This window comes from Streptomyces toyocaensis (genome assembly GCF_000725125.1).
Taxonomy (GTDB): Bacteria; Actinomycetota; Actinomycetes; order Streptomycetales; family Streptomycetaceae; genus Streptomyces; species Streptomyces toyocaensis.
Window position 1 is genome coordinate 31,385 of the sequence record NZ_JFCB01000043.1, and the last position, 18,830, is coordinate 50,214.

An 18,830-nucleotide genomic window follows, 5' to 3' on the forward strand; every position below is an offset into this window, starting at 1 on the left:
TTCTGACCCCTCTCGATTCAGCCTGCTGGTGCCTCGGAGCGCTCGGTCGCTGCGGCAGCTGCCCGCGTGGCTGCAGTCAGCCGCTTCATCACGCGCCGCACGTCCTTCTCCAACTGCTCCAAGTGGTTCTGCGTGGATACCGGGTCCGCGTCCAGAGCGGCCTGTACCGCCCCGGGCGCCAGTGGCGAGTAGACCCGCTCCTTGAGCGATGAGACTGCCCGCTCCAGGGCCGCCACAGCAGCGGGCGTGACAGGCGCGGGCGGCTCGGCAGGCGGGTCAGAAATTTCTGACCTCGTCTCCTGCTCGGGAATGGAGGGCTTGGTCAGCTCCTTCGCAATCGACGCGAGGAGCGACGCCGTAGGCCGCCTCTTGCCCTGCTGCGCGGCCTGAGCAAGGCCTTCGGTCATCACAACCTGGGCGGCCTCCAGCCCTTGGCCGGCGATCACGTCAGCCATCACCTTGCGGGCTGACGCCCGGGTCAGATGCTGTGCGAGGTCTGGCCCCAGCTCGCCAATCGCCCGAATGCGAGCCGCATCCTGCAGCAGCTCGAAGACATACTTCGGCTCGATGTCGAGCACGCCCGCGGCCCATACAGCGAAGTTGGTGTGCCCAGCTACACGGTGCAGCTCCCGCTGCTGCGCTACCTCCAGCAGCACCGCCTTGTTCAGGACGGTGAAGTCCTCGGCGCGCTTGCCAGCGAGGTCGATTTCGTGCAGCCGCTCTGTGACAAAGGCCAGCTGCTCCTCGGGAGTGCCTTTGATGTCGTCGGCGCTCAGCACCCGGCCACGAGCAAAGACGCTGGCCCCAGAGCCATCAACCGATGCCTGCTGCGCCGTGGGGACGGTTACGTTCTTCTGCAGCTCGGCCGGGACCGCAGGGTCGACAGACGAGTCTGCAGCCTTCCGCAGTCGACTGCTGCCTGCCGCGATCAACTTGTTGCCGCTCACGCTTCCACTCCCGATGCCGTAAGAATCCGGTCGTACGCGTCGGTGAGCGCCTGCGCCTCACGGCCCGGCGCGTCGGTGATCGGTACACAGGCGAACCGCGTCTGCTGGCGCACCGAGTGGCGAGGGATCGCCAGGTCATGTCGATACAGCGAGCCGTACGTGTCCGCCAGGTACTCCCCTATGGCGTCCTTCAGCGTGCTGCGCCCGCCCGGCACTATCGACGGGATGATCCCGACCACCCTCAAGTCAGGGTTCATGCCCAGATCCTTGACGAGCTTGATCGTACTCAGCGCCTCCTTCGCGCCGATCCGGCCGTCCTCATCGAGCGTCGCAGGGATGAGCACGTCCGTGGCTGCAACGAGAGCGGACGTGACCAGCTTCCCGCCCGCCCGGGGCGGAAGGTCCAGAATGCCGACCGCCCCGGGACCGACAGCACCCTTGAGACCCAGGCGCAGACGGAACTCCAGGCCGACAGCCACGTTGTCGGTCTCCCGGTTGGCAAGAGCCCGCTCCGCGGCGATGACCTGCACCCCGGACCAGGCCTTGCCTGCCTCAGCGAACGCATCCGCAGCAAGGCCAGTTTCTCCCTGCGGATCGAGCGCCAGCAGGTCGTTCATCGTGAACGCCGGCGCCTCATCCTCAGGAATGCCCAGCTCCGCCGTAAAGGTCCCCCGAGGGTCGAGATCCCCGGCGATGACAGGAAGCTTCCGTTTGCGTGCGGCTGCCACTAGCCCCGCAGACAGGGCGCTTTTGCCCACGCCGCCCTTCTCGCTGTACACAGCCAGCACTCTGCTCATGTCAGAACCCTCAGTCGAAACGCCCAAGTCACGGATGGAAGAGTATCGACAAGCGGCTCGATAGCCAGGGGCGACCGACGCGAGAACCGTCACGGACGGCAAACGACTGAGGCGGTATGCCACGTAGGGCACGCCCACGGCTGGGCACGCGCCCCGCAGCCCGAAGCACCACCCAGCCGACCGGCCCACCTGCGCCTTGTTCCACGCGGATATGGCTGACGCCAGGCGCGTCTGCACAGCCTGGAAAGAAGCTGCACGTCCTATCGCACGGATGCCTCGTTGGGCTGGGCATGACGACGGACGAGACCACTCCCCGGCTAGCTTCGATGGCGGAGGCGGCTACGGCGGATGACTACGCCAGCCTCACCCCGCGCCAGCGCAAGGCGCGCAAGGTGGCAGGCATGGGCGTGACCTCCGGTGGCCACGCCGACTACGTGGACGTCGTCGCACTGTCGGACATCGAGGCCGCGGTGGCGGTCGGCCGGACCGTGGCCGGGGACATCCGCGAGGAGGCACAAGAGTTGCTGGCCGACGGCTACGCCCCGACCACCGCCTATGGCCCCAGAGCGACCGCTGACGAGACGACACCGCCCTGCGGGCGGCACCCCCGCCATGGGGGGTGCCGCCCGCAGTCGCCTCCGGCCCCGACCGGCCCGGCCACGTGCCGTCGGCACCCGACCATGGACCCGACCACGGCAGGTCAGCGCCCTGTCCGCACGGTCGGTATTCCTGGGCTGCCGGACCGGCTCCTTCAGATAGCGCACCTGCCTGGGTGACCCAGGCCAGGAAGGCGACCAGAGCGGTGGCGGCGGTCAGGGAGGCCATGCAGAGTGTCCAGGCCCGGCTCCCTGCCCGGCTCCCTTCACTCGCCTCACGGTGCCTGGCGGTGCACGCTGGGAGGTGTGACCAGTGTGCCGATTGTCGTGCACCGGCCCTCGCTCACCGGCGGCCGGAGAGTCACAGTGCATCGTCACGGGCGCGATGAGATCCTCGGCACCGCCTACAGCGACCACGACCTGGTGGTGTTCCTCGAGCGCGCCGGCATCGCCAATGCCGAAGATCTCTTGGACCAGCCGCAGTGGGTGGAGTGGCGCGACGGCCCCGCCCACGACTTCAGCGCCGCTTAAGCACGCGAGGCGCGCGACGCAGTTGCGGAAATTGGTCAAAGAACGCGGCCTTGACTTGGTTGGACAGCCAGGCTCAGTGAGTTGTGCACGGCAGGGCAGGGGGCCCGTACGATGATCACGTGACCGCCCGCCGCACCCTCGGCTCCGGCCCCGAAAGGTCCGCGCCCATCGGCGCAGCCCAGGCCGATCTGCTGGACGACCTCCCGGGCGTCCGCCTGCCGGACCTGGCCGAACTGCGCGCCAGGGGAGTACTCGGCGCCCGCACTGCTGGCCCACCGGCCCCCCGCCGCGCACTCTGCACGGGTGGTTATCCGGACACCGAACCTGCCGACACTCCCGACTGAGGCGCCCGTCGGCCAGAGCTGGGCCAGGTGCGGTCCACCGCGTTTGGTGATGGTGTCCCGCAGGCAGGCCATATCTGCTGGGAGAGTTGATAGGTGCGGCTGTTACGGGGCCGGACGGCTTGGTGTGCAGCCGGACGACGACATTCCTTTTGCAGTTCGCTGAGTCTGTATGCGGCGTATCACCCCTTAATGGTGGGTGGCGCGAGGTGGCGCTTGTCGAAGGTCCATCGAGAGCGCATACGAGTGTGGCGTACGCCCGGCACACTTCCGTAGCAGACGGAGCGTCATGCCTCCGTTGCTAGCTGTTCCGCCTGGAGGCGTGTACCTCACCGGTGTTCACTTCGAGGAACCGTTTGGGTGGGCCGCTCTGTGTACCAGCGACTTTCGTTAGGAGGCGTCGCGCGCACGTTTGACGTGTGCCAATACCACGATGTCCACATCCCTCATTCATGACGTCAGTGCCCAGTACGTGGCTTCGGTGCTGTTCGCTCTAACAGTGCTTGCTGCTGGCGGGCTGCGGGCGGTCTGGACGCGTAGGAGCCGTCGTCACGGCCAGGAAACGACTGCTGCTTTGGATGGCGGGCCTGGGGAGCCGGCCGTATCTGAAGGCGACCTCGACGTGACCAGGACGACGCAGGTTCCGGGAACGTCGTCTGAAGGACGACGCCAGGTGTCGTCATGAGGACGACAGGAAACTCCGGCGGCCGTAAGAACACTGACAAGGAGCACAACCGAGCTCGTGCTTGGGCCTTGCTGACTGAGAAGCCGTCGGGCGCCCGCCGACTCGCGTCCTACAACAGCAGTTCACCGGCTCGCCTGGTGGACATTGCTCGCAACTATGACCGCATCTGTCGGCGGGCCGAGGGGCTCTTGCACCCTGACGCCACGGAAACCGAGGTCCTGGCCGCGCTACTGGCCATCCGCATTCTCCGGGAGAAGCTGGACCATGACGAGCTGAAACTCACCACCCTGGCGCGCACAAAGCGGATCACATGGGCACGCATCGCTGAATGGCAGGAGTTGAGCGGGCGCCAAGCAGCCGAGCGACGGCACCTCCAGCTCGGACGTGCCTATACCCACCCCGACGGCACCGTGCCCGCCACACAGAGCGAGCGGGTGGAGTACGCACGCGGCCTCCGCAGCCGCCGAGCCGAACGGCAGTGGGCACTGAACAATGCTGCGCGGATCCGCCGCGTGGCCGCGCAACTGGCAGCCATCGACAACCTGCAACAGCGGGTGGACGGCTCACACGAGGCCCAGATCATGCATGCCATCCGCCATGGTAAGGACGCGCCGCCGCAGGAACCGCCGCAGGAACCGCTCGTGTGGCCCAAAGCCCTGCGGGAGTGCGTAGACGAGGACGAGCGCTTCCGCAGGACGCCCCCGCTCCTGGTCGACGACGGACTCCACGACCCCGACTATCAGCGCCAGCAGCAAGAGGCCGACATCGTGCACCGCCTGTTGGGCCTGATCGGCTACGCCGCAAACCCGAGAAACATCGACCTGACTGACCTCCCAGACCTGGCCGATGCGACCTTCGACATCTACAACGACTGCCAGCAGGCCGCAAAGGGTCGTCGTGGAGCCAGCAGACGGTCAGGCCACGCCTGACCGAGCAGAACGCACTCATCGCCGCCGCCCGTCATCAAGGGTGCCGCAGAAACGCCACACGGCCGGGTGACGGGGCAGCAGCCGGGACAGGGAGCTCCCAGAGCTCGATGGCTGGCGGCCGGCATCGGGCGGCACAGACGGTCTCTGCCCTTGTTTTGTTGCTGGTATCGGGATGTTTCCAAACGTTGGAAAGCTACACACCCAAGAAATCTTGCCGATATGGATAACTTTCCACAGGTTGGAAACTTTCGGAAATCGGCAAGTTCTCTTGGAGTTGCTTGACTTGCCGTGGCAGGATCGGTGCGTGGACGACCTTACGACCGTTGCTGAAGCTGCCACCGTCCTCGAGCTGGGGACCGCAGCACTGCGGGACATGCTCGGTGAGGACTGGGAGGTCACTGTCCAGCCCGAGCAAGCGCCTGCGCCGCACACAGGGGATCCGGGCTGGGATGCGGTCGTCCGTCTCGCCTCGCGACACGACAGCATGTTCACCGAACTCCTGGTCGATGTGCGTACCCGCATCACTCCGAAGGATGCCGCCGGGCACATCGCCTCGACGGCCATGTTGGTGCGCCGGGTGAACCACAACACGCGCCTGATGGTGTTCGCGCCATGGATCAGCCCGCGGACACAGGAAGAGCTGCGGCGCCGGGAGATCGACTACCTTGATCTGACGGGCAACGTGTCCTTGCGTGTCACCCGGCCGGCCATCATCGTCCACACGCAGGGCGCGGAGCGGGCCCCTGCCAGCCACCGGCCTTCCAGCAGCAAGCCCATGCTGACCGGGCCGCGAGCTGGCCGGCTCGTGCGCCTGCTCGCGGACGTGAAGCCCCCGTACCGGGCCACCGACCTCGCCAAGAGTGCTGGCCTGAGCGTTCCCTACGTGTCCAAGCTGTTGGACTCTCTTGAGGACCAGCTGCTCATCGAACGCGACGGCAAGGTCGTCGTGCACGTCGACTGGCAACAGTTGCTCCGCACTCGCGCAAGCAGCCTGGACCTGATGCATCACACGCACCCGCTCGGCATGATCGCGCCGATGGGTATCCCGGCGGTCATCGACCGCCTGGTCAAGCTCGACGGCTACGTTGCGGACTACGAGGTACTCGTCACTGGGTCGTACGCGGCCCGCACTGTTGCCCCGGTCGCCGTCGGCGGACAGCTCATGCTCTACACGGCCCCTGACGACGCAGTAAGCGTGCGTATCGCCAAGCACCTCGGCCTGATGCCTGTGTCCGAAGGAGCAGACGTCCTGCTCCTTGCTCCTTGGGACCTGAGCGTGAGCCATCGCCCCGTCAGGTTCGACCGGTACTGGCAGGTCGGCCTCAGCCAGCTCGCCCTGGACTGCCTGTCCGGACCGGGACGCATGCCGGCAGAGGGCGAGAAGGTGCTCGAGTACATGGCCGAGAAGGAAGGAACGTGGCGCCTGAACGAGCTCAAGGAAGCAGGCCGTCACAGAACGTCGCATTCCGGCGCAGGAGACCCGTCGCTGTTCTAGGATCGCCCCACGATCAAGGGGGCGGTATGTCTCAGGCACCAGCCGGCGTCGACGAGGACGAACTCAACCAGGCCGCACGCAGCGCCCTGCTGGACGCCCTGGTCGCCCTGGAGAACCACCGTGACGCCACGACTGTCGTGGGCGCCCAGGCCGTCTACCTCCGCACCCAGAACGCCACCATCCGCAGCGCTCCCTACACCGCCGACGGCGACATCAGCATCGATCCGCAGCGCCTGGGGGAAAACCCGCTCATCGAGCAGGCCATGCGCGGCGCCGGATTCTCCCTCAGAGACCACCAGTCCGGTCTGTGGGAGAGGCCCCAGCAGGTCGGCGCCCTCACCGTCCCGGTTGAGGTCGACCTGCTTGTTCCGCACCAGCTGGCACCGCGCCCCAACACCAAACGGCGCACGGAACTACCACCCCACAACGAATGGGCAACCAAGAAAGTCGCCGGCCTCGAAGTTGCTGCCGTGGACCGCTCAATCATGACCGTCACCAGCCTCACCCCCGGTGACGCCCGGCAGGTCGACGCCTACGTCGCCGGACCTGCTGCGCTGCTCGTCGCCAAAGCCATCAAGATCGACGAACGGATCAAGGACGCCGCGAAACGGCCGGACCGGCTCAGCAACAAAGACGCAGGCGACGTCTACCGCATCATGACCACCGCCTTGGCCGACGACCTCGCCCAGAGGTTCGCGGAACTGAGCACTGACCCCCGGGTCGGCGACACCGCACAACAGGGCCTGAAACTTCTGCGAACCCTCTTCGGCGCGGCCGCCACGCCTGGAACGAACCTCGCCGTCCAGGCGCTCGCCGGTGATGTACCCGCGGACCGAATCCGCGGCCTCATGCCTGCCTTCGTTGATGCTCTCAGCCCGTGAACGGCTGACCGATACGTCCATCGCGGCGAAGACGACACCGCGGCCGTTGCACCTTCTGCGAAGAACGGAGCTCGATCCCGACAGACGACCTCGATTCCAGGGCGCTTCGCCAGCCACTTGGCCAGGGTGGACGCCTCCCGGCTCTACGGGACCGCCGGGCGCTCGGAGGAGATCCTGGGTGTGAACATCGAGGATCTGGACTTCGCCGGTCGCCGCTGCCTGGTAAGGCCAAGGGGGCGAAGTCGAAGTCCCGCCGCTGAGGCCAGGTCCGCGAGGACTTCGTGCTGGAGAAGGTGTACTGGGACGCCTGCACCGCCCGGCTCCTGCCCCGGCTGCTCAAGGGCCGCACCCGCGGGCCGGTGTTCGTCACCCACCGTCGCCCCGGCCCGGGGGAAGGTCGTCAGCCCATGTGACATCTGCCCGGACACCGGCTTCGCCCGGCTGTCGTACGGGCAGGCCCGCGCGCTGCTGGACCACCACACTGCGGTGCGCGGAGCGGGCGCGGGCTGAGACCTGCACGAGTGCCCATTCCGCTCTGACCCATCTCGGTGAGCAAGGCGAGCCTGCTGATGCTGATGGCGAAGTCTCGGCACAAGAAGCCGGAGAATGTCCGCCGCTACTTCAAGCCCTCCCTGGAGGCGATCGCCGAGCTCACGAGCGTGTCTGCTCCGGGCAGCAGCAGGTGAACGTTAGTTCTCGCTCGGGTCCGGGCGAGGCTGTGTGCCTGTCTCATGCGCCGTATCGGCGTTGCCGGGCCGAATAGCTGCGCAGGGCCCGCAGAAAGTCGATCTCTCGGAAGGCGGGCCAGTAGGCCTCGCAGAAGTACAGCTCTGAGTAGGCGCTCTGCCACAGCAGGAAGTTCGACATGCGCTGTTCTCCGCTGGTGCGGATGACGAGGTCTGGGTCAGGTTGTCCTGCCGTGTAGAGGTGACGGGTGATGTCGTCCATCGTCAGGCGTGCTGCGAGGTCTTCGAGGGTGGTTCCGGCGGCTGCCTGTTCGTGGAGCAGTTCGCGCATGGCGTCGATGACTTCCTGCCTTCCGCCGTAGCCGATGGCAAGGGTCACTTGTGATCCGGTGGTGCAGCCGCGGGTCGCCTCCACCGCTTCCTTGAGGGCGTGGGCCGTGGAGTCAGGCAGGGCGTCGAGGGTTCCTGCTATGCGCACCTGCCAGCGGGCGTCAGGACGAGCGAGATGAACTGCCACCACCTGCTCAATCACCTGCATGAGAAAGGACACCTCGGTGTCGCCGCGGCGCTGCAAGTTCTCCGTGGAGCAGACGAAGACGGTCACGTGCTTGATGCCGGCCGTCTCGCACCAGGACAGCACGTTCTCCACGTGTTCGGCACCGTATCGATGGCCGATGCTTGGGTTGGCCATGCCCATCTGGCGGGCCCATCTGCGGTTCCCGTCCATGATCAGGCCGATGTGCTTGGGCAGCGGCCCCTCTGCCGTCTGCCGCCGCAGCCGACGGGCGTACAGGGCGTAGAAGAGATCAGCGGTGCGCATCGGGAGGCCTTTCGCATGGTGTCCAGGGCAAAGACGGAAGTTCTTGGGGCGCTGCAAAGGTCGGTTCGTCGCGGTCTCCGGCGTCGCCTGTGATACCGGCCCGGAGGAACCAGGGCGGGCACTCGCGCAGTCGGCGTCCGTCGTTTCACCGCTACGGAATACTACGCGGCGTGTACTACGCGCTGTGTAGCATCATGGGAACGCATTCCGGAGGCCGACCACAGCGGGAGAAGTCATGCGCACCCACGACGCCCAGATGCTCGTGCTGTGCGCACTGGCCGACGGGCCGCTGCACGGGTACGCCATCAACGCGGCCATCGAGCAGGTCTCCGGTCACCGCCTCGGGCCCGGGAGTCTGTATGGAGCCTTGGCCCGTCTGGAGGCGAAGCAGCTGGTGAAGCCCCTGGAGGAAAAGGGCCGCCAACGCCCGTTCTGCCTCACGCCCGCGGGGCGGGAGCTGCTTGAGCGAGAGGCGCACTCCATGGCCCGCCTGTCTGTGCGTGTATTCGAAAGCGCTGTTCCTGACGAGGTCGGCTACCTCGACCAACTGGCCGCGACGGACGCGGCGCGTTCTTACAAGAGCGTCATGCTCGATGCACTGGATGCCCGGCCCGGTGAGACTGCACTTGATCTGGGCTGCGGACCGGGCACAGATCTCAGCACTCTCGCCAAGGCGGTCAGCCCGTCGGGCAGGGTGATCGGCATCGACTCCAGCCAGGAGATGGTTGAGCAAGCACGCAGGCGTACGGAGAATCTGCCCGCGGTCGAGGTAGAGCTGGGCGACATCCACACTCTCCCGCACGAGGATGGCAGCATCGACCGTGCCCGGACCGACCGCGTGCTCCAGCACGTGGCGGACCCGGCCCAGGCACTTGCAGAGGCCCGGCGTGTCCTGCGCCCAGGCGGCAGACTCGTCATGGGCGAACCCGACTGGGATTCGCTGACCATCGACTACCCCGACCTCGAGATCTCGCGTGCCTACACCCGCCACGTGACGGACAAGGTCGTACGCAACGGGGTCATCGGTCGTCAGCTGGCCCGGCTCGCGCTGGATGCGGGATTCGCCGTGCCGACCGTCGTCCCGATCACCTCGGTCTTTCGTGATGTTCAGGCCGCCGACCAGGTCCTCGGCCTTCAGCGCAATACCGAGCGCGCCGTGTCAGCGGGCTACCTGCCCGCCCTGGCATCGCAGAGGTGGCTTCACCATCTCGCTACGGGGCCCTTCTTCGCCACAGTGACGTTGTACGTCGTCGTAGCGGAAGCCACCTCGTAGTCGTGGGTGCTGGCCGACCGCCTCCACTGCGGACGGGACTGCTGCCCGGGCCTTCGACACGCGCTCGGTCTCCAACGGGTTCGATATGCCCTCAGTCAGTTGGAGTTCGCCCTCGTGGTTCAGTCGTGCGGTCCGATAAGTCAGCCCTCTGGGACGTCCGGCTTGGTGGGCATAACCGACACATGAATCGAATAGTGCAAGGTCGGAACACTGCCTCTTCGCCAGTAGATCCGCGCGACCACTGAGGCCATCGTCGGCGCTGTCACCGGCCCTCTCTCCGCCCCCGGCACGCTCCTACTCGGACGCCACGACCGCATGGGCGCGCTGCGCTACACCGGCCGGACTGTCCCGCTCGCCCGCTCTGCGGCCGACGTGCTCGCGGAGGTGCCAGCGCCGGCGGTGGGCGGGTATCCGTGGACCGGCCGCACCCCACCCGGCGGTGAAGGTGGAGGTGGCAGTGGACGTCGCCCGCGACGGGGCCGGCCGGTGGCGTCACCCCGTACGCCTTCACCGATCACGCCCTGACCTGTCCCCAGAGGCGGTGCCGCTGTTCGGCACGTAACCTCGCCCCCTCTGTGCAGGTGATCTCTGACTGTTGCGTCTTGCCAGTGCAACCGGCTGTGCAGCGATGACGCGGGATGCGTACTGTGCACCGCGACGGCAGTCTGCACAATCCGGCCGCAGGGGCTGCGCAACGCTGTGACCTGCGATGGTCGGGTCCATGGTCGGGGCTGTGCAGTCCATGGTCGGGGGAACACAGGCGATGGCCCGCGCAATGGCATTACCTAACCTGATGAAGATCAATGAGGGCTGGGATGCGTAGCTGCCAGCCTTCTTCGTGCCGTCCCCGTCGGAATGTCCGCATGCGCAGGCTCTTCTTCTTGGGTACCGCCCCTGGTCCTGTCAGCCGGGGGGCGGTACCCAGGGGGCTGATCGGCGTCGGCGACAGGTGAGCCGGTGAGCCCCGCCCGTTCAGATTGATCAACAGTGCATCCCTATGCCAGTAGGCGACGGCCGAATGGGTCCAGCAGTGCCGTTTGCCTACCAGCAGGGGCTTTGCCCGGCTCGGCGCTCGGGGGTGGTGGGCGGGGTGGTCAGCCGCGTGAGTGCGTCCAGCTGACCCGCTGTTCGGGGTTCTGGACGGGCCGCCAGATAGGTGCTGAGGGGCCGTGCTGGAGCAGGTCGGTCATCGCTGCCGCCAGGACGGGAACTTCGCGAAGGAAGCCGGTCAGCGCCAGGTCGCGGGCGGCCGCGCCCAGTGCCTGGAGGCGGGTGTGGATGCCAGTGGGACCGGTGCCGTCGAGGATGAACAGCAGTCGTGGGAACAGCGGGTACTGCCGCCGCCAGGTCTCTTCCTGGACGGCCAGGGGCCGGCGGGCGCCGGGCGGGGGTGCGGGCACGTACTGGTGGAGGCGGGCGTAGGCGCCGAGTTTGGCGGCGAGGCGCTCAGGACCCATGGTGGCCCGGTCGACCTCGACGAAGGCCCGCAGCATCAATCCGCCGTCCTCGCCGCTGCCCGTCCTGCGGGTGCCGCGGCTTCGGTAGTACAGGAGGGCGTCGGGGATGACGGCCTCGCCGCCACCGAGGGGGTGGTGGACCTCGGGGATCCAGTCGAGGGGCTGGCACAGGTCGCCGCGGCGCCGGGCGTCCTGCAGGAACGCCAGCCCAGTCTCCGTGACCGCGAGCCCGTGCCCGACACCCAGCCGCACCGCCGTCCGGTCGTGCGCACCCCGCGGCGGCCGCCGCCCGCGCAGCTCGGGCCATTCCGACGCCACCTGCGCCCCGTACCGGGTGGCGAACCACACGCGAGTACGGCCGGCCTGAGGCAGCGTCACCCGGTCGATGAGGCCCTCCCCGCGTAACTTCATCAGCCGGCGCCGTGTCTGCTCGATCCGCACATCGGGCGACAGGATGAGGTGCATCTGCTCAGTGGTCGCCATCCGGTACTGCGCGAGCACCGCAACCGCCAGCCGGTCCCGGCTGCCCGTGTCGACGTCCGCCATGACGTACTCCCTCGTACAGCGGCACCCACCCCTTTGTCCGGGTGCCGCGCGTACGAGGCAGGGCATCAGCCAGCCCCGACCACAACACCGACCACCAGGGCTCGACCATGGTCACGATGCGACAACACCGCCCCCGACCAGGCCCACAACCCCGCCGACAACTGTTCCCACCCCACCGGCGGCTGACCAGCGAACCAGCAGGTCACCACGCTGGTACCGGCCTGTTCCTGGTCATGGCAACCGTCTACGTTCGGGCCGCAACTGGGTGGCCCGGCCGGCGGCCGCGCCGGCCGGGGCAAGCTGCACGGCGACGAAGAGGAAACACGGGTTGGTTTCCATTTCGCGAGCAACGGTCGCTCTCGCCGAGCCGTTGTGTCAGTGCCGTCACCTAGAGTGGATCGCTGATCAGACTGGCAGAACAGAGGGTGGGGCGCATGAGCGGATTGGTGCAGGCTGATGGGCGCTACCTCTACGAACGGCTGCATGAGAAGACGTTCCAGCAGCTGTGCAATGCACTGCTGGCCCACGTCTTCCCCGACACACGCTGCTACCCGGTCGGGCATTCCGACGGAGGCCGCGACGCCACCCGTGAGGTGGGCGGCAAGCTCGTCATCTACCAGGTGAAGTGGACCAGCAAGCCGCAGCAGAAGCCGGTGACCTGGCTTAACGAAGCCATCGCTGGCGAAGCCGACAACATCCGCCGACTTGTTAGCGAAGGCGCTAAGGCCTACTACCTTCTGACCTCAGTGACCGGAACAGCCGTGCCGAAGCGCGGATCGATGGATACCCTGGACAAGGAGCTGGCCAAGCACGAGGCCCATTTCGGGATACCCATCCGCATCTGGTGGCGCGCCGACATCGATGCGCGCGTGGATGCGGCCCCTGACGGGCTCAAGTGGGCCTACTCCGATATGCTTGCTGGCCACGACCTGGTCCGGTACCTCATCAACGGGGCGGAAGCAGCAGCGCATGACCACGCTCTGCGGAAGCTGGCCATGAACGTGATCGCTACCCAGTGGGAGGACGACTCGAAGGTCAAGTTCAAGCAGGCGGAACTCACCTCACACCGCCTGGAAGACCTTTTCATTGACGTTGAGGCTGTCCGTCTGGCCACACCCAGCGCCGTGCCCAAGCACCGCGTCTTTGAGCAGACCGAAATGGCCAATTTGGGCGGAGCAGCCAGCTACCTGCTGAGCACACGACAGCCTTTCACCCTGATCAGAGGCGAGCCTGGGCAAGGCAAGTCCACCCTTGGCCAGTATGTATGCCAGCTTCACCGTGCCGCCTATCTCGGACACACGGCCGCGGCCGGGGTCCCGGTTGACGGCGTGCCGGCCAGCGACCCACGGCTGCCCCTGCGGGTTGACCTGCATGACTACGCGGCCTGGCTCGCAGGAATCGACCCCTTCGACACCGTGGTCCAAAAGCCCCGCAAGGCGCTGCGTCGTCAGGGGACCGTGGAGGAGTTCCTTGCCCACGTTCTCACCTCCCACAGCGGCGGCCTGTCGGCAACAGCGGCTACCGTCGCCGACATTCTCGAGCGGTTGCCGGTACTCGTCGTTCTGGACGGCTTGGACGAAGTCGCACGCGCTGAAACGCGCCAGCGCGTTGTCGATGAGATCGACCGTTTCACCGCCCGGCTTCACAACACCTACAAACCACAGGTGATCGTCACCACCCGCCCCAATGTCGGCGGCTTAGCCGAGCCCACGCCAGATCGTTTCGAAACGATCGCCCTGGACCGGCTCAGCGATGACCTGCGCACCGCCTACCTGCACAAATGGGCAAGCGCACGGTCCATCCCGGAGAAGGAGCGTCGCAGCCTAGAACGCATCTTTCACCAGCGGTCGGCTGAACCTCACATCGCTCAGCTTGCCAACAACCCGATGCAGCTGACGATCCTGCTGTACCTGATGCACAAGCGCGGCAACTCTGTCCCCGCCAATCGAACCGACCTCTACACCTCCTACATGGAGACGTTTCTTGATCGGGAAGCCGCTAAGACTCCAGCGGTCGACGAGCACCGCACCGATCTGGAAGAAGTGACCGCCTTCCTCGGCTGGAGGCTCCAGGCCGATGCGGAGAAGGAAAGCAGCAACGGTCAGTTACCCATTCGGGAGCTGAAGCGCCTGATCCTCAACTATCTATTCAGCGTCGAGAAGCACGTCACGCTTGTCGACGATCTGTTCACCGGCGTCACCGACCGAGTGTGGGCACTGACGAGCAAAGCGCAAGGAACCTTCGAGTTCGACGTACAACCTCTGCGCGAGTACTTTGCGGCGCGCTACATGTATGAGTTTGCTGGCGCAGACCAGCGGACCTTCGACCGCTCCGAGATCCTGCGGCACCTCGTTCGCCGCAGCTACTGGCTCAACACAAGCCGCTTCTTCGCTGGCTTTTCCCGGCCCAACGAGCTCGCTGGGCTGGTAGAGGCCCTCGAAGAGGAGCGTGACGCAGGTGCTCGACCGCGGCAACTGCGACTGTCCGCCTGGGTGCTCCTTGCCGACGGCGTGTTCAGCGGCCGCTCCAGGACTCAGCACAGGGCCGCGGACATGTTCCTGGACGATCTTAGCGTCCGCTTCATCCACCGGGCGCTGACGACACAGGACGACCTGCCCGTCCCGACGCGCGACCGCGGCGCACAGTATCTGGCTGACAAGCTTCTCGAGCTTGTCAGCCACAACCCTGTATCGCGTGCCACCCCAGAGCGACTGGATCTGGCCCTATATCTCCTCGATGACGCAGACGCCTTCCATGAGTGGTGGCATCCGCACATGGAACGTGCCATCGGCAGTAGTTGGGAGGCCGAATGGCTGCGCATGGGGACTGCATACCACAGTGCCAGTCGGCTCACGCGGTCAGAGATCGCAAATCTCACCCTTGCCGACGAAACCGCGGCCGCTGCAGCCCTGGACGCCGGCTTGTCACCTGATCGGGGATCTCGCCAAGAACTCCTGATGATCCAAGCTGTGCTCAATGGGCACGCATCCGAATTGCCCTGTTCCGCTAATACATATGCGGCGAACTTGATGCGGGTGCTCCGTCCGCAGAACTTTCTCAGGATGGCGGACGGCGCTGATGTAGTAAACCTCGATCTTGTTGGTCACTTCCTCCCAGATACTCCTGCCAAGCAGCGTCAAACAGCGCTTACACGACTGAAGGACCGCGATCCGCGCTTCGCCGACCTGCAGACCGCGTTAACATTCCGTAAGGGCCAGAGGCGCACCACCTCTCCGTGGAGTAACACCGCCCGCGCTCTCACCGCCATCCTGGGCCCGTCCTGGCTGGCGGCAGAGATCACGGTGATCGGCGCTGCAGCTATCGACTACACCACTGGCGGGGACCTCACCCCGGGCTCTCAACCTCTGGGACCGGCCATCGATCACGGTCGTCTCCTGGCCGAACTCCGGCGCAACCGCACCGATGTCTCCTGGTGGAGTGAACAGTACGACGCCCACGCTGACCCACTCTCGCGCGCAACGTGGGTACTTGGCCTGCTCGCGGTCGCAGAGCTGCGCGTAGTCATGCAACAACTGCCACGCGTGGATGAAACCCTCAATGCTCTACCAGAGAACATGCGACGGGCTCTGCTCATGAGCTCTAGCCGGCTGGGTGCCACCATCGCCCGGTCTCTAAGCCTCGACGTGGTCTCCGCGGCGGCCGCCCTCTCCCCGCACACGGCACTGGCAGTAGCCCAGTACGTGTGCCAGCCTCACGGTGAGATCACGGAGCAGGACCTGCCCTGTCTGCCCATCGAGACACTGACAGTTATGGCTCAGTACTCGACAGCCGCCTGGCCAGCGCAGCTGGTCCTCTCGGCGCGCATGTACCGCGATCCCGAAGGCTTCGATTTCAGCGCGCTTACGGCGCTCGGCCCTGGCAGCAAAGCATGCGCAAGCCCGCCCGCCCTCACCGAGAACGACGCTGCTGCGATCCTCGACTCCCCGTTCGAATATCCGATGTCGGCCGTGACCGCAGCGGACAGGCGTGTCGGGGGTGACACCGCAACGTATCTAGCGGATGTGGCTGCTCAGGCCGGGTGGTTCCAGGCTTGACACTCGACCTACGAGGGCTCCGGATAGACCTCCGGCATCGAGTGTCCCGTACCAGTGCGCCGCTGGTGCCGCTGGGCGTTGTACACCATGTCGGCTTTGATATCGCCGCCACGAGATTGAGCGCCGCACTCGCACTGCCAGTGCCAATTCATCTCATTGCGGCAACCGTTGTCCTAGACATCCGACCGCGACGCAGCATCTTGGAGCGCGCGCCCAATGATCAACGCCGCACCCATGACCACTGCGGCCGTGATGCGGCCGACTCATCTTGAGATCTCCATGGGTGGAACCGTAGCGCCTCGCTGCCCTACACACATGAAAGCCCCGGAGCTGGTGCAAGGCTCCGTCCCGTCCCACCCCCTTGTCCGGGTGCCGCGGGTACGAGGCAGGGCATCAGCCGGCCCCGACCAGTACGCCGACCACCAGAGCCCGACCACGGTCACGATGCGATAACGCCGCCCCCGACCAGGCCCCCAACCCCACCGACAACCCCGCCGACAACTGTTCCCCGGCGGCAAGGCCTCGCGTACCGAACCAGCAGGTCACCACACCTGTGCTGGCATGGTCGGCAGCCCGACATCCCCCTCTGCACACCCCTGCGCTGGTCCTGGACCGGAAAGAAGAAAGGGAAGGGAGGGACGGGCGGGCGGTGGTGCGGTGTGCGGCCGGGGGATCGGGCGGGCGTGAATTTTGTTGCGCGTCGGCCGGGGCCTCCGCGTTCCGGCGCTGTACGAGGTGGCGCACCAGCAGGCGCCGGCCGGGGCGCGGCTGCGCGGGATGTCAGAGCGAGGGCTGCAGCACGGGCTCGGCGCCGTCTTGGCCGTCGTCCTGGCCGCCCGGGTCCTGGCCGTGCTCGTCCTCGTACTGGGCGCGGGCCTCGGTCATGGCGCGTTGCCAGCTGCGCTCACTGCCGCCGTGCTCGCGTGCCAGTCGTGCGGCCATGCCGCGCCGGTACCCGCCGGCCTGCCGGAGCTCGGCGAGGACGATCGCGACGGCACGGTCCCGCTGCGCGCGGCCGTGCCCGCCGCCTTGGTTGCCGCGCCCGTCTCCTGGGCGCCGTCCAGCGGCCCGGAGACGGCCGGTACCGACGTCCTCCCGCCAGGCGCTCCACCACGCTTCCACGGCCTCCTGGTCGTAGAAGTGAGTGCGGTCCACCGTGCACGCCACCTCCGGGAACCGCCGCTCCTCGGGGTACCGATCACGCTGGATGTACCAGCGGTGCACGGTGGCGGCCGACGCCCCGGTGAACTCCATGACCCACGCCCGGCTCACCACCCACCGGCCGCCCTCAATCCGACGCGGCGCGCCCACCTCGCCCATCACCGACACTCCCTCGCCCTGTGCGCAGCGCAGCATCATGACCACCAACTCCCGTAGACTAGAACAGTTCCACCAGAGAACAGCTGGCGGAGAATGCCGGAGAGGGTTTGCCGACCCGCTTGCATCCACATTCTCCGCCAGTTCTCATTTCCTCAGCAATTTACCAAAAAGTCGAGCCACCGGAAAAGCAATTCGAGCAGGGCGCAGCAATGTACCCATGAGCAGTAATTTGCTTTTCTCTTTCTTCCTCCTCCCCCGCGGAGCGGGTGTCCCGGGGCGCTGCGCGCCCTGGGGAAGTGAAAAGCGGGTGGCTGCGCCACCCGCAGGAGGTGTGGGCGGTCCGCTGCGCTCCCCGCCCAACTGGGGCACGGTCCGCTGCGCTCCCCTCCCCAGGTTGACCGCCGGGGAGGGGAGCTGTGTGCGGCACGGGATGCCGGGTCGCCATCCACGTACACACCGTGCCGCGCCCCGGGCGGGCCAGCGGGGCGGGAGGCGGGCCCCGGGGAGCCACCCCGGGGCCCGCAGGGCTTACAGGACGGTGTAGGCGACCGGCGGGAACACTGCCTCGCACCCGTCGTCCTCGGGGGCGTGGAGCCCGAAGGCGTCCACGTAGACGCCCGGCTCACGGCCGTCCAGCAGCTCGGCCGCCTCAGCGGCCGGGCACTCGCTCAGCTCCCCCCAGCACAGGTGCCAGGCCCGCACGGTGGCCTACCCCTCGCTGTCGGTGGAGCGCAGGTACATCACCCCCGAGCACAGCGTCTGAGCCAGACCGCACGTCAGCAGGAAGACGAAGTTGTCCAGCCACTTCGGCTCCGCGCCGACCAGGTCGTCAGCGCCGCCGTCACCCTCCACCGTGACCGGCAGAGTCGCACTCAGCGGACGCTCCTGCCCCTCCATGTCCACCCCGAGCCGCACCACGTGCTCACCCGGCGCCAGCCGCGCCATGAGGGTCGCCAGGACCGCGTGCGCTTCCTCGCGCGCCTCGGCGATGACGTCCAGAGAAACCTGGCTTGAGCTGCATTCTGTTTTCCCTTCGTTTCACCAGAGAATTCACTGAGGGGAAGGGTTGCCGCCCTTCCCGACACCGTAATTCTAATCAACAGCAGGCCCGATGAAACCCAAAAACACCCACAACTCGAAGAGAACTTCTCGGCGCAGGGACACAGGTGATCCACGCAGGGCGGGGGCGTGGACCGGCTCCAGAGTTGATCCAGGTTCCAATGTGAAGCACGGATGTGGCCCGGTTCTGCCAAAGCTACATGCTGCATCACCTGATGCAGACTCACCAACCCAGGCCACCCCTCCCCCTTGCTGCCCGGGCCGAAGGCCCGTTGGCCGCCCCGCGCAGCGGGGCCGGCCTCCTGGGCGCGCAGCGCCCCGGGTGGCTGGAGCGCAGCGAAAGCCACCTCGCGGGGACGTAGTCCCCGCAGCTCCGGGAGCGCAGCGAACGGAGCGTCACCCGCCTTGCGCA

Annotated in this window: 15 protein-coding genes and 1 pseudogene; 9 read left to right on the forward strand and 7 right to left on the reverse strand. The window is 66.8% G+C overall.

What is annotated here, in order from left to right; translation table 11 throughout:
• Positions 1-17 precede the first annotated feature (17 nt).
• Together BU52_RS29905 and BU52_RS29910 are read right to left on the reverse strand one after the other, a co-directional pair.
• Positions 18-947 (reverse strand): hypothetical protein, encoded by a 930-nt coding sequence (locus BU52_RS29905; RefSeq protein WP_037940380.1) that lies wholly within the window; start codon positions 945-947, stop codon positions 18-20.
• Entirely contained in the window at positions 944-1,744 is an 801-nt protein-coding gene (locus BU52_RS29910; RefSeq protein WP_037940383.1) for a ParA family protein, read from the reverse strand. Before BU52_RS29910 ends, BU52_RS29905 begins: the two co-directional genes overlap by 4 nt.
• 326 nt (positions 1,745-2,070) lie before the next feature.
• Between BU52_RS29910 and BU52_RS29915 the strand changes: the two genes are divergently transcribed.
• From BU52_RS29915 to BU52_RS36620, 7 genes and pseudogenes are all read left to right on the forward strand, one after another.
• The gene (locus BU52_RS29915) at positions 2,071-2,520 is read left to right on the forward strand and encodes a hypothetical protein (protein ID WP_157847932.1); all 450 of its coding nucleotides are present in this window, start codon (positions 2,071-2,073) and stop codon (positions 2,518-2,520) included.
• 126 nt (positions 2,521-2,646) lie between these two features.
• On the forward strand, positions 2,647-2,871 hold the full coding sequence (locus BU52_RS29920) for a hypothetical protein (RefSeq protein WP_037940387.1): 225 nt from the start codon (positions 2,647-2,649) through the stop codon (positions 2,869-2,871).
• A gap of 119 nt (positions 2,872-2,990) precedes the next feature.
• Positions 2,991-3,215 carry a hypothetical protein gene (locus BU52_RS29925; protein ID WP_037940389.1) on the forward strand — a complete coding sequence of 75 codons (225 nt, stop codon included), beginning with the start codon at positions 2,991-2,993 and terminating at the stop codon, positions 3,213-3,215.
• 750 nt (positions 3,216-3,965) lie between these two features.
• Positions 3,966-4,826 carry a hypothetical protein gene (locus BU52_RS32935; protein ID WP_051858712.1) on the forward strand — a complete coding sequence of 287 codons (861 nt, stop codon included), beginning with the start codon at positions 3,966-3,968 and terminating at the stop codon, positions 4,824-4,826.
• Between the two features lie 304 nt (positions 4,827-5,130).
• A complete protein-coding gene (locus BU52_RS29935) occupies positions 5,131-6,321 on the forward strand; it encodes a hypothetical protein (RefSeq protein ID WP_051858713.1) in 1,191 nt (396 codons plus the stop codon).
• A gap of 26 nt (positions 6,322-6,347) precedes the next feature.
• Complete coding sequence (locus BU52_RS29940; protein ID WP_037940390.1) at positions 6,348-7,202, forward strand: hypothetical protein; 855 nt, start codon at positions 6,348-6,350, stop codon at positions 7,200-7,202.
• A gap of 138 nt (positions 7,203-7,340) precedes the next feature.
• Positions 7,341-7,888: pseudogene (locus BU52_RS36620) on the forward strand (site-specific integrase); the annotation flags it as partial.
• A gap of 43 nt (positions 7,889-7,931) precedes the next feature.
• On the opposite strand, the gene BU52_RS29950 reads toward BU52_RS36620, so the two are convergent.
• Positions 7,932-8,708 (reverse strand): isoprenyl transferase, encoded by a 777-nt coding sequence (locus tag BU52_RS29950; RefSeq protein WP_037940392.1) that lies wholly within the window; start codon positions 8,706-8,708, stop codon positions 7,932-7,934.
• A gap of 235 nt (positions 8,709-8,943) precedes the next feature.
• On the opposite strand from BU52_RS29950, the gene BU52_RS29955 reads away from it, so the two are divergent.
• Complete coding sequence (locus BU52_RS29955) at positions 8,944-9,981, forward strand: methyltransferase domain-containing protein (RefSeq protein ID WP_037940394.1); 1,038 nt, start codon at positions 8,944-8,946, stop codon at positions 9,979-9,981.
• 1,094 nt (positions 9,982-11,075) lie between these two features.
• Here BU52_RS29955 and BU52_RS29960 read toward each other — a convergent pair.
• The gene (locus tag BU52_RS29960; RefSeq protein ID WP_037940396.1) at positions 11,076-11,984 is read right to left on the reverse strand and encodes a replication-relaxation family protein; all 909 of its coding nucleotides are present in this window, start codon (positions 11,982-11,984) and stop codon (positions 11,076-11,078) included.
• Positions 11,985-12,418: 434 nt separating this feature from the next.
• On the opposite strand from BU52_RS29960, the gene BU52_RS29965 reads away from it, so the two are divergent.
• Positions 12,419-16,039, forward strand: a complete 3,621-nt coding sequence (locus BU52_RS29965; protein ID WP_051858714.1) for an NACHT domain-containing protein — start codon at positions 12,419-12,421, stop codon at positions 16,037-16,039.
• 780 nt (positions 16,040-16,819) lie between these two features.
• Here BU52_RS29965 and BU52_RS36040 read toward each other — a convergent pair.
• The 3 genes from BU52_RS36040 to BU52_RS36630 all read right to left on the reverse strand — a co-directional run bounded on the left by BU52_RS36040 (position 16,820) and on the right by BU52_RS36630 (position 18,304).
• On the reverse strand, positions 16,820-17,407 hold the full coding sequence (locus BU52_RS36040) for a hypothetical protein (RefSeq protein WP_200881347.1): 588 nt from the start codon (positions 17,405-17,407) through the stop codon (positions 16,820-16,822).
• A 480-nt stretch (positions 17,408-17,887) separates the two neighbouring features.
• Positions 17,888-18,061, reverse strand: a complete 174-nt coding sequence (locus BU52_RS36625; RefSeq protein WP_157847933.1) for a hypothetical protein — start codon at positions 18,059-18,061, stop codon at positions 17,888-17,890.
• 6 nt (positions 18,062-18,067) lie between these two features.
• A complete protein-coding gene (locus BU52_RS36630) occupies positions 18,068-18,304 on the reverse strand; it encodes a hypothetical protein (RefSeq protein ID WP_037940401.1) in 237 nt (78 codons plus the stop codon).
• Positions 18,305-18,830 lie beyond the last annotated feature (526 nt).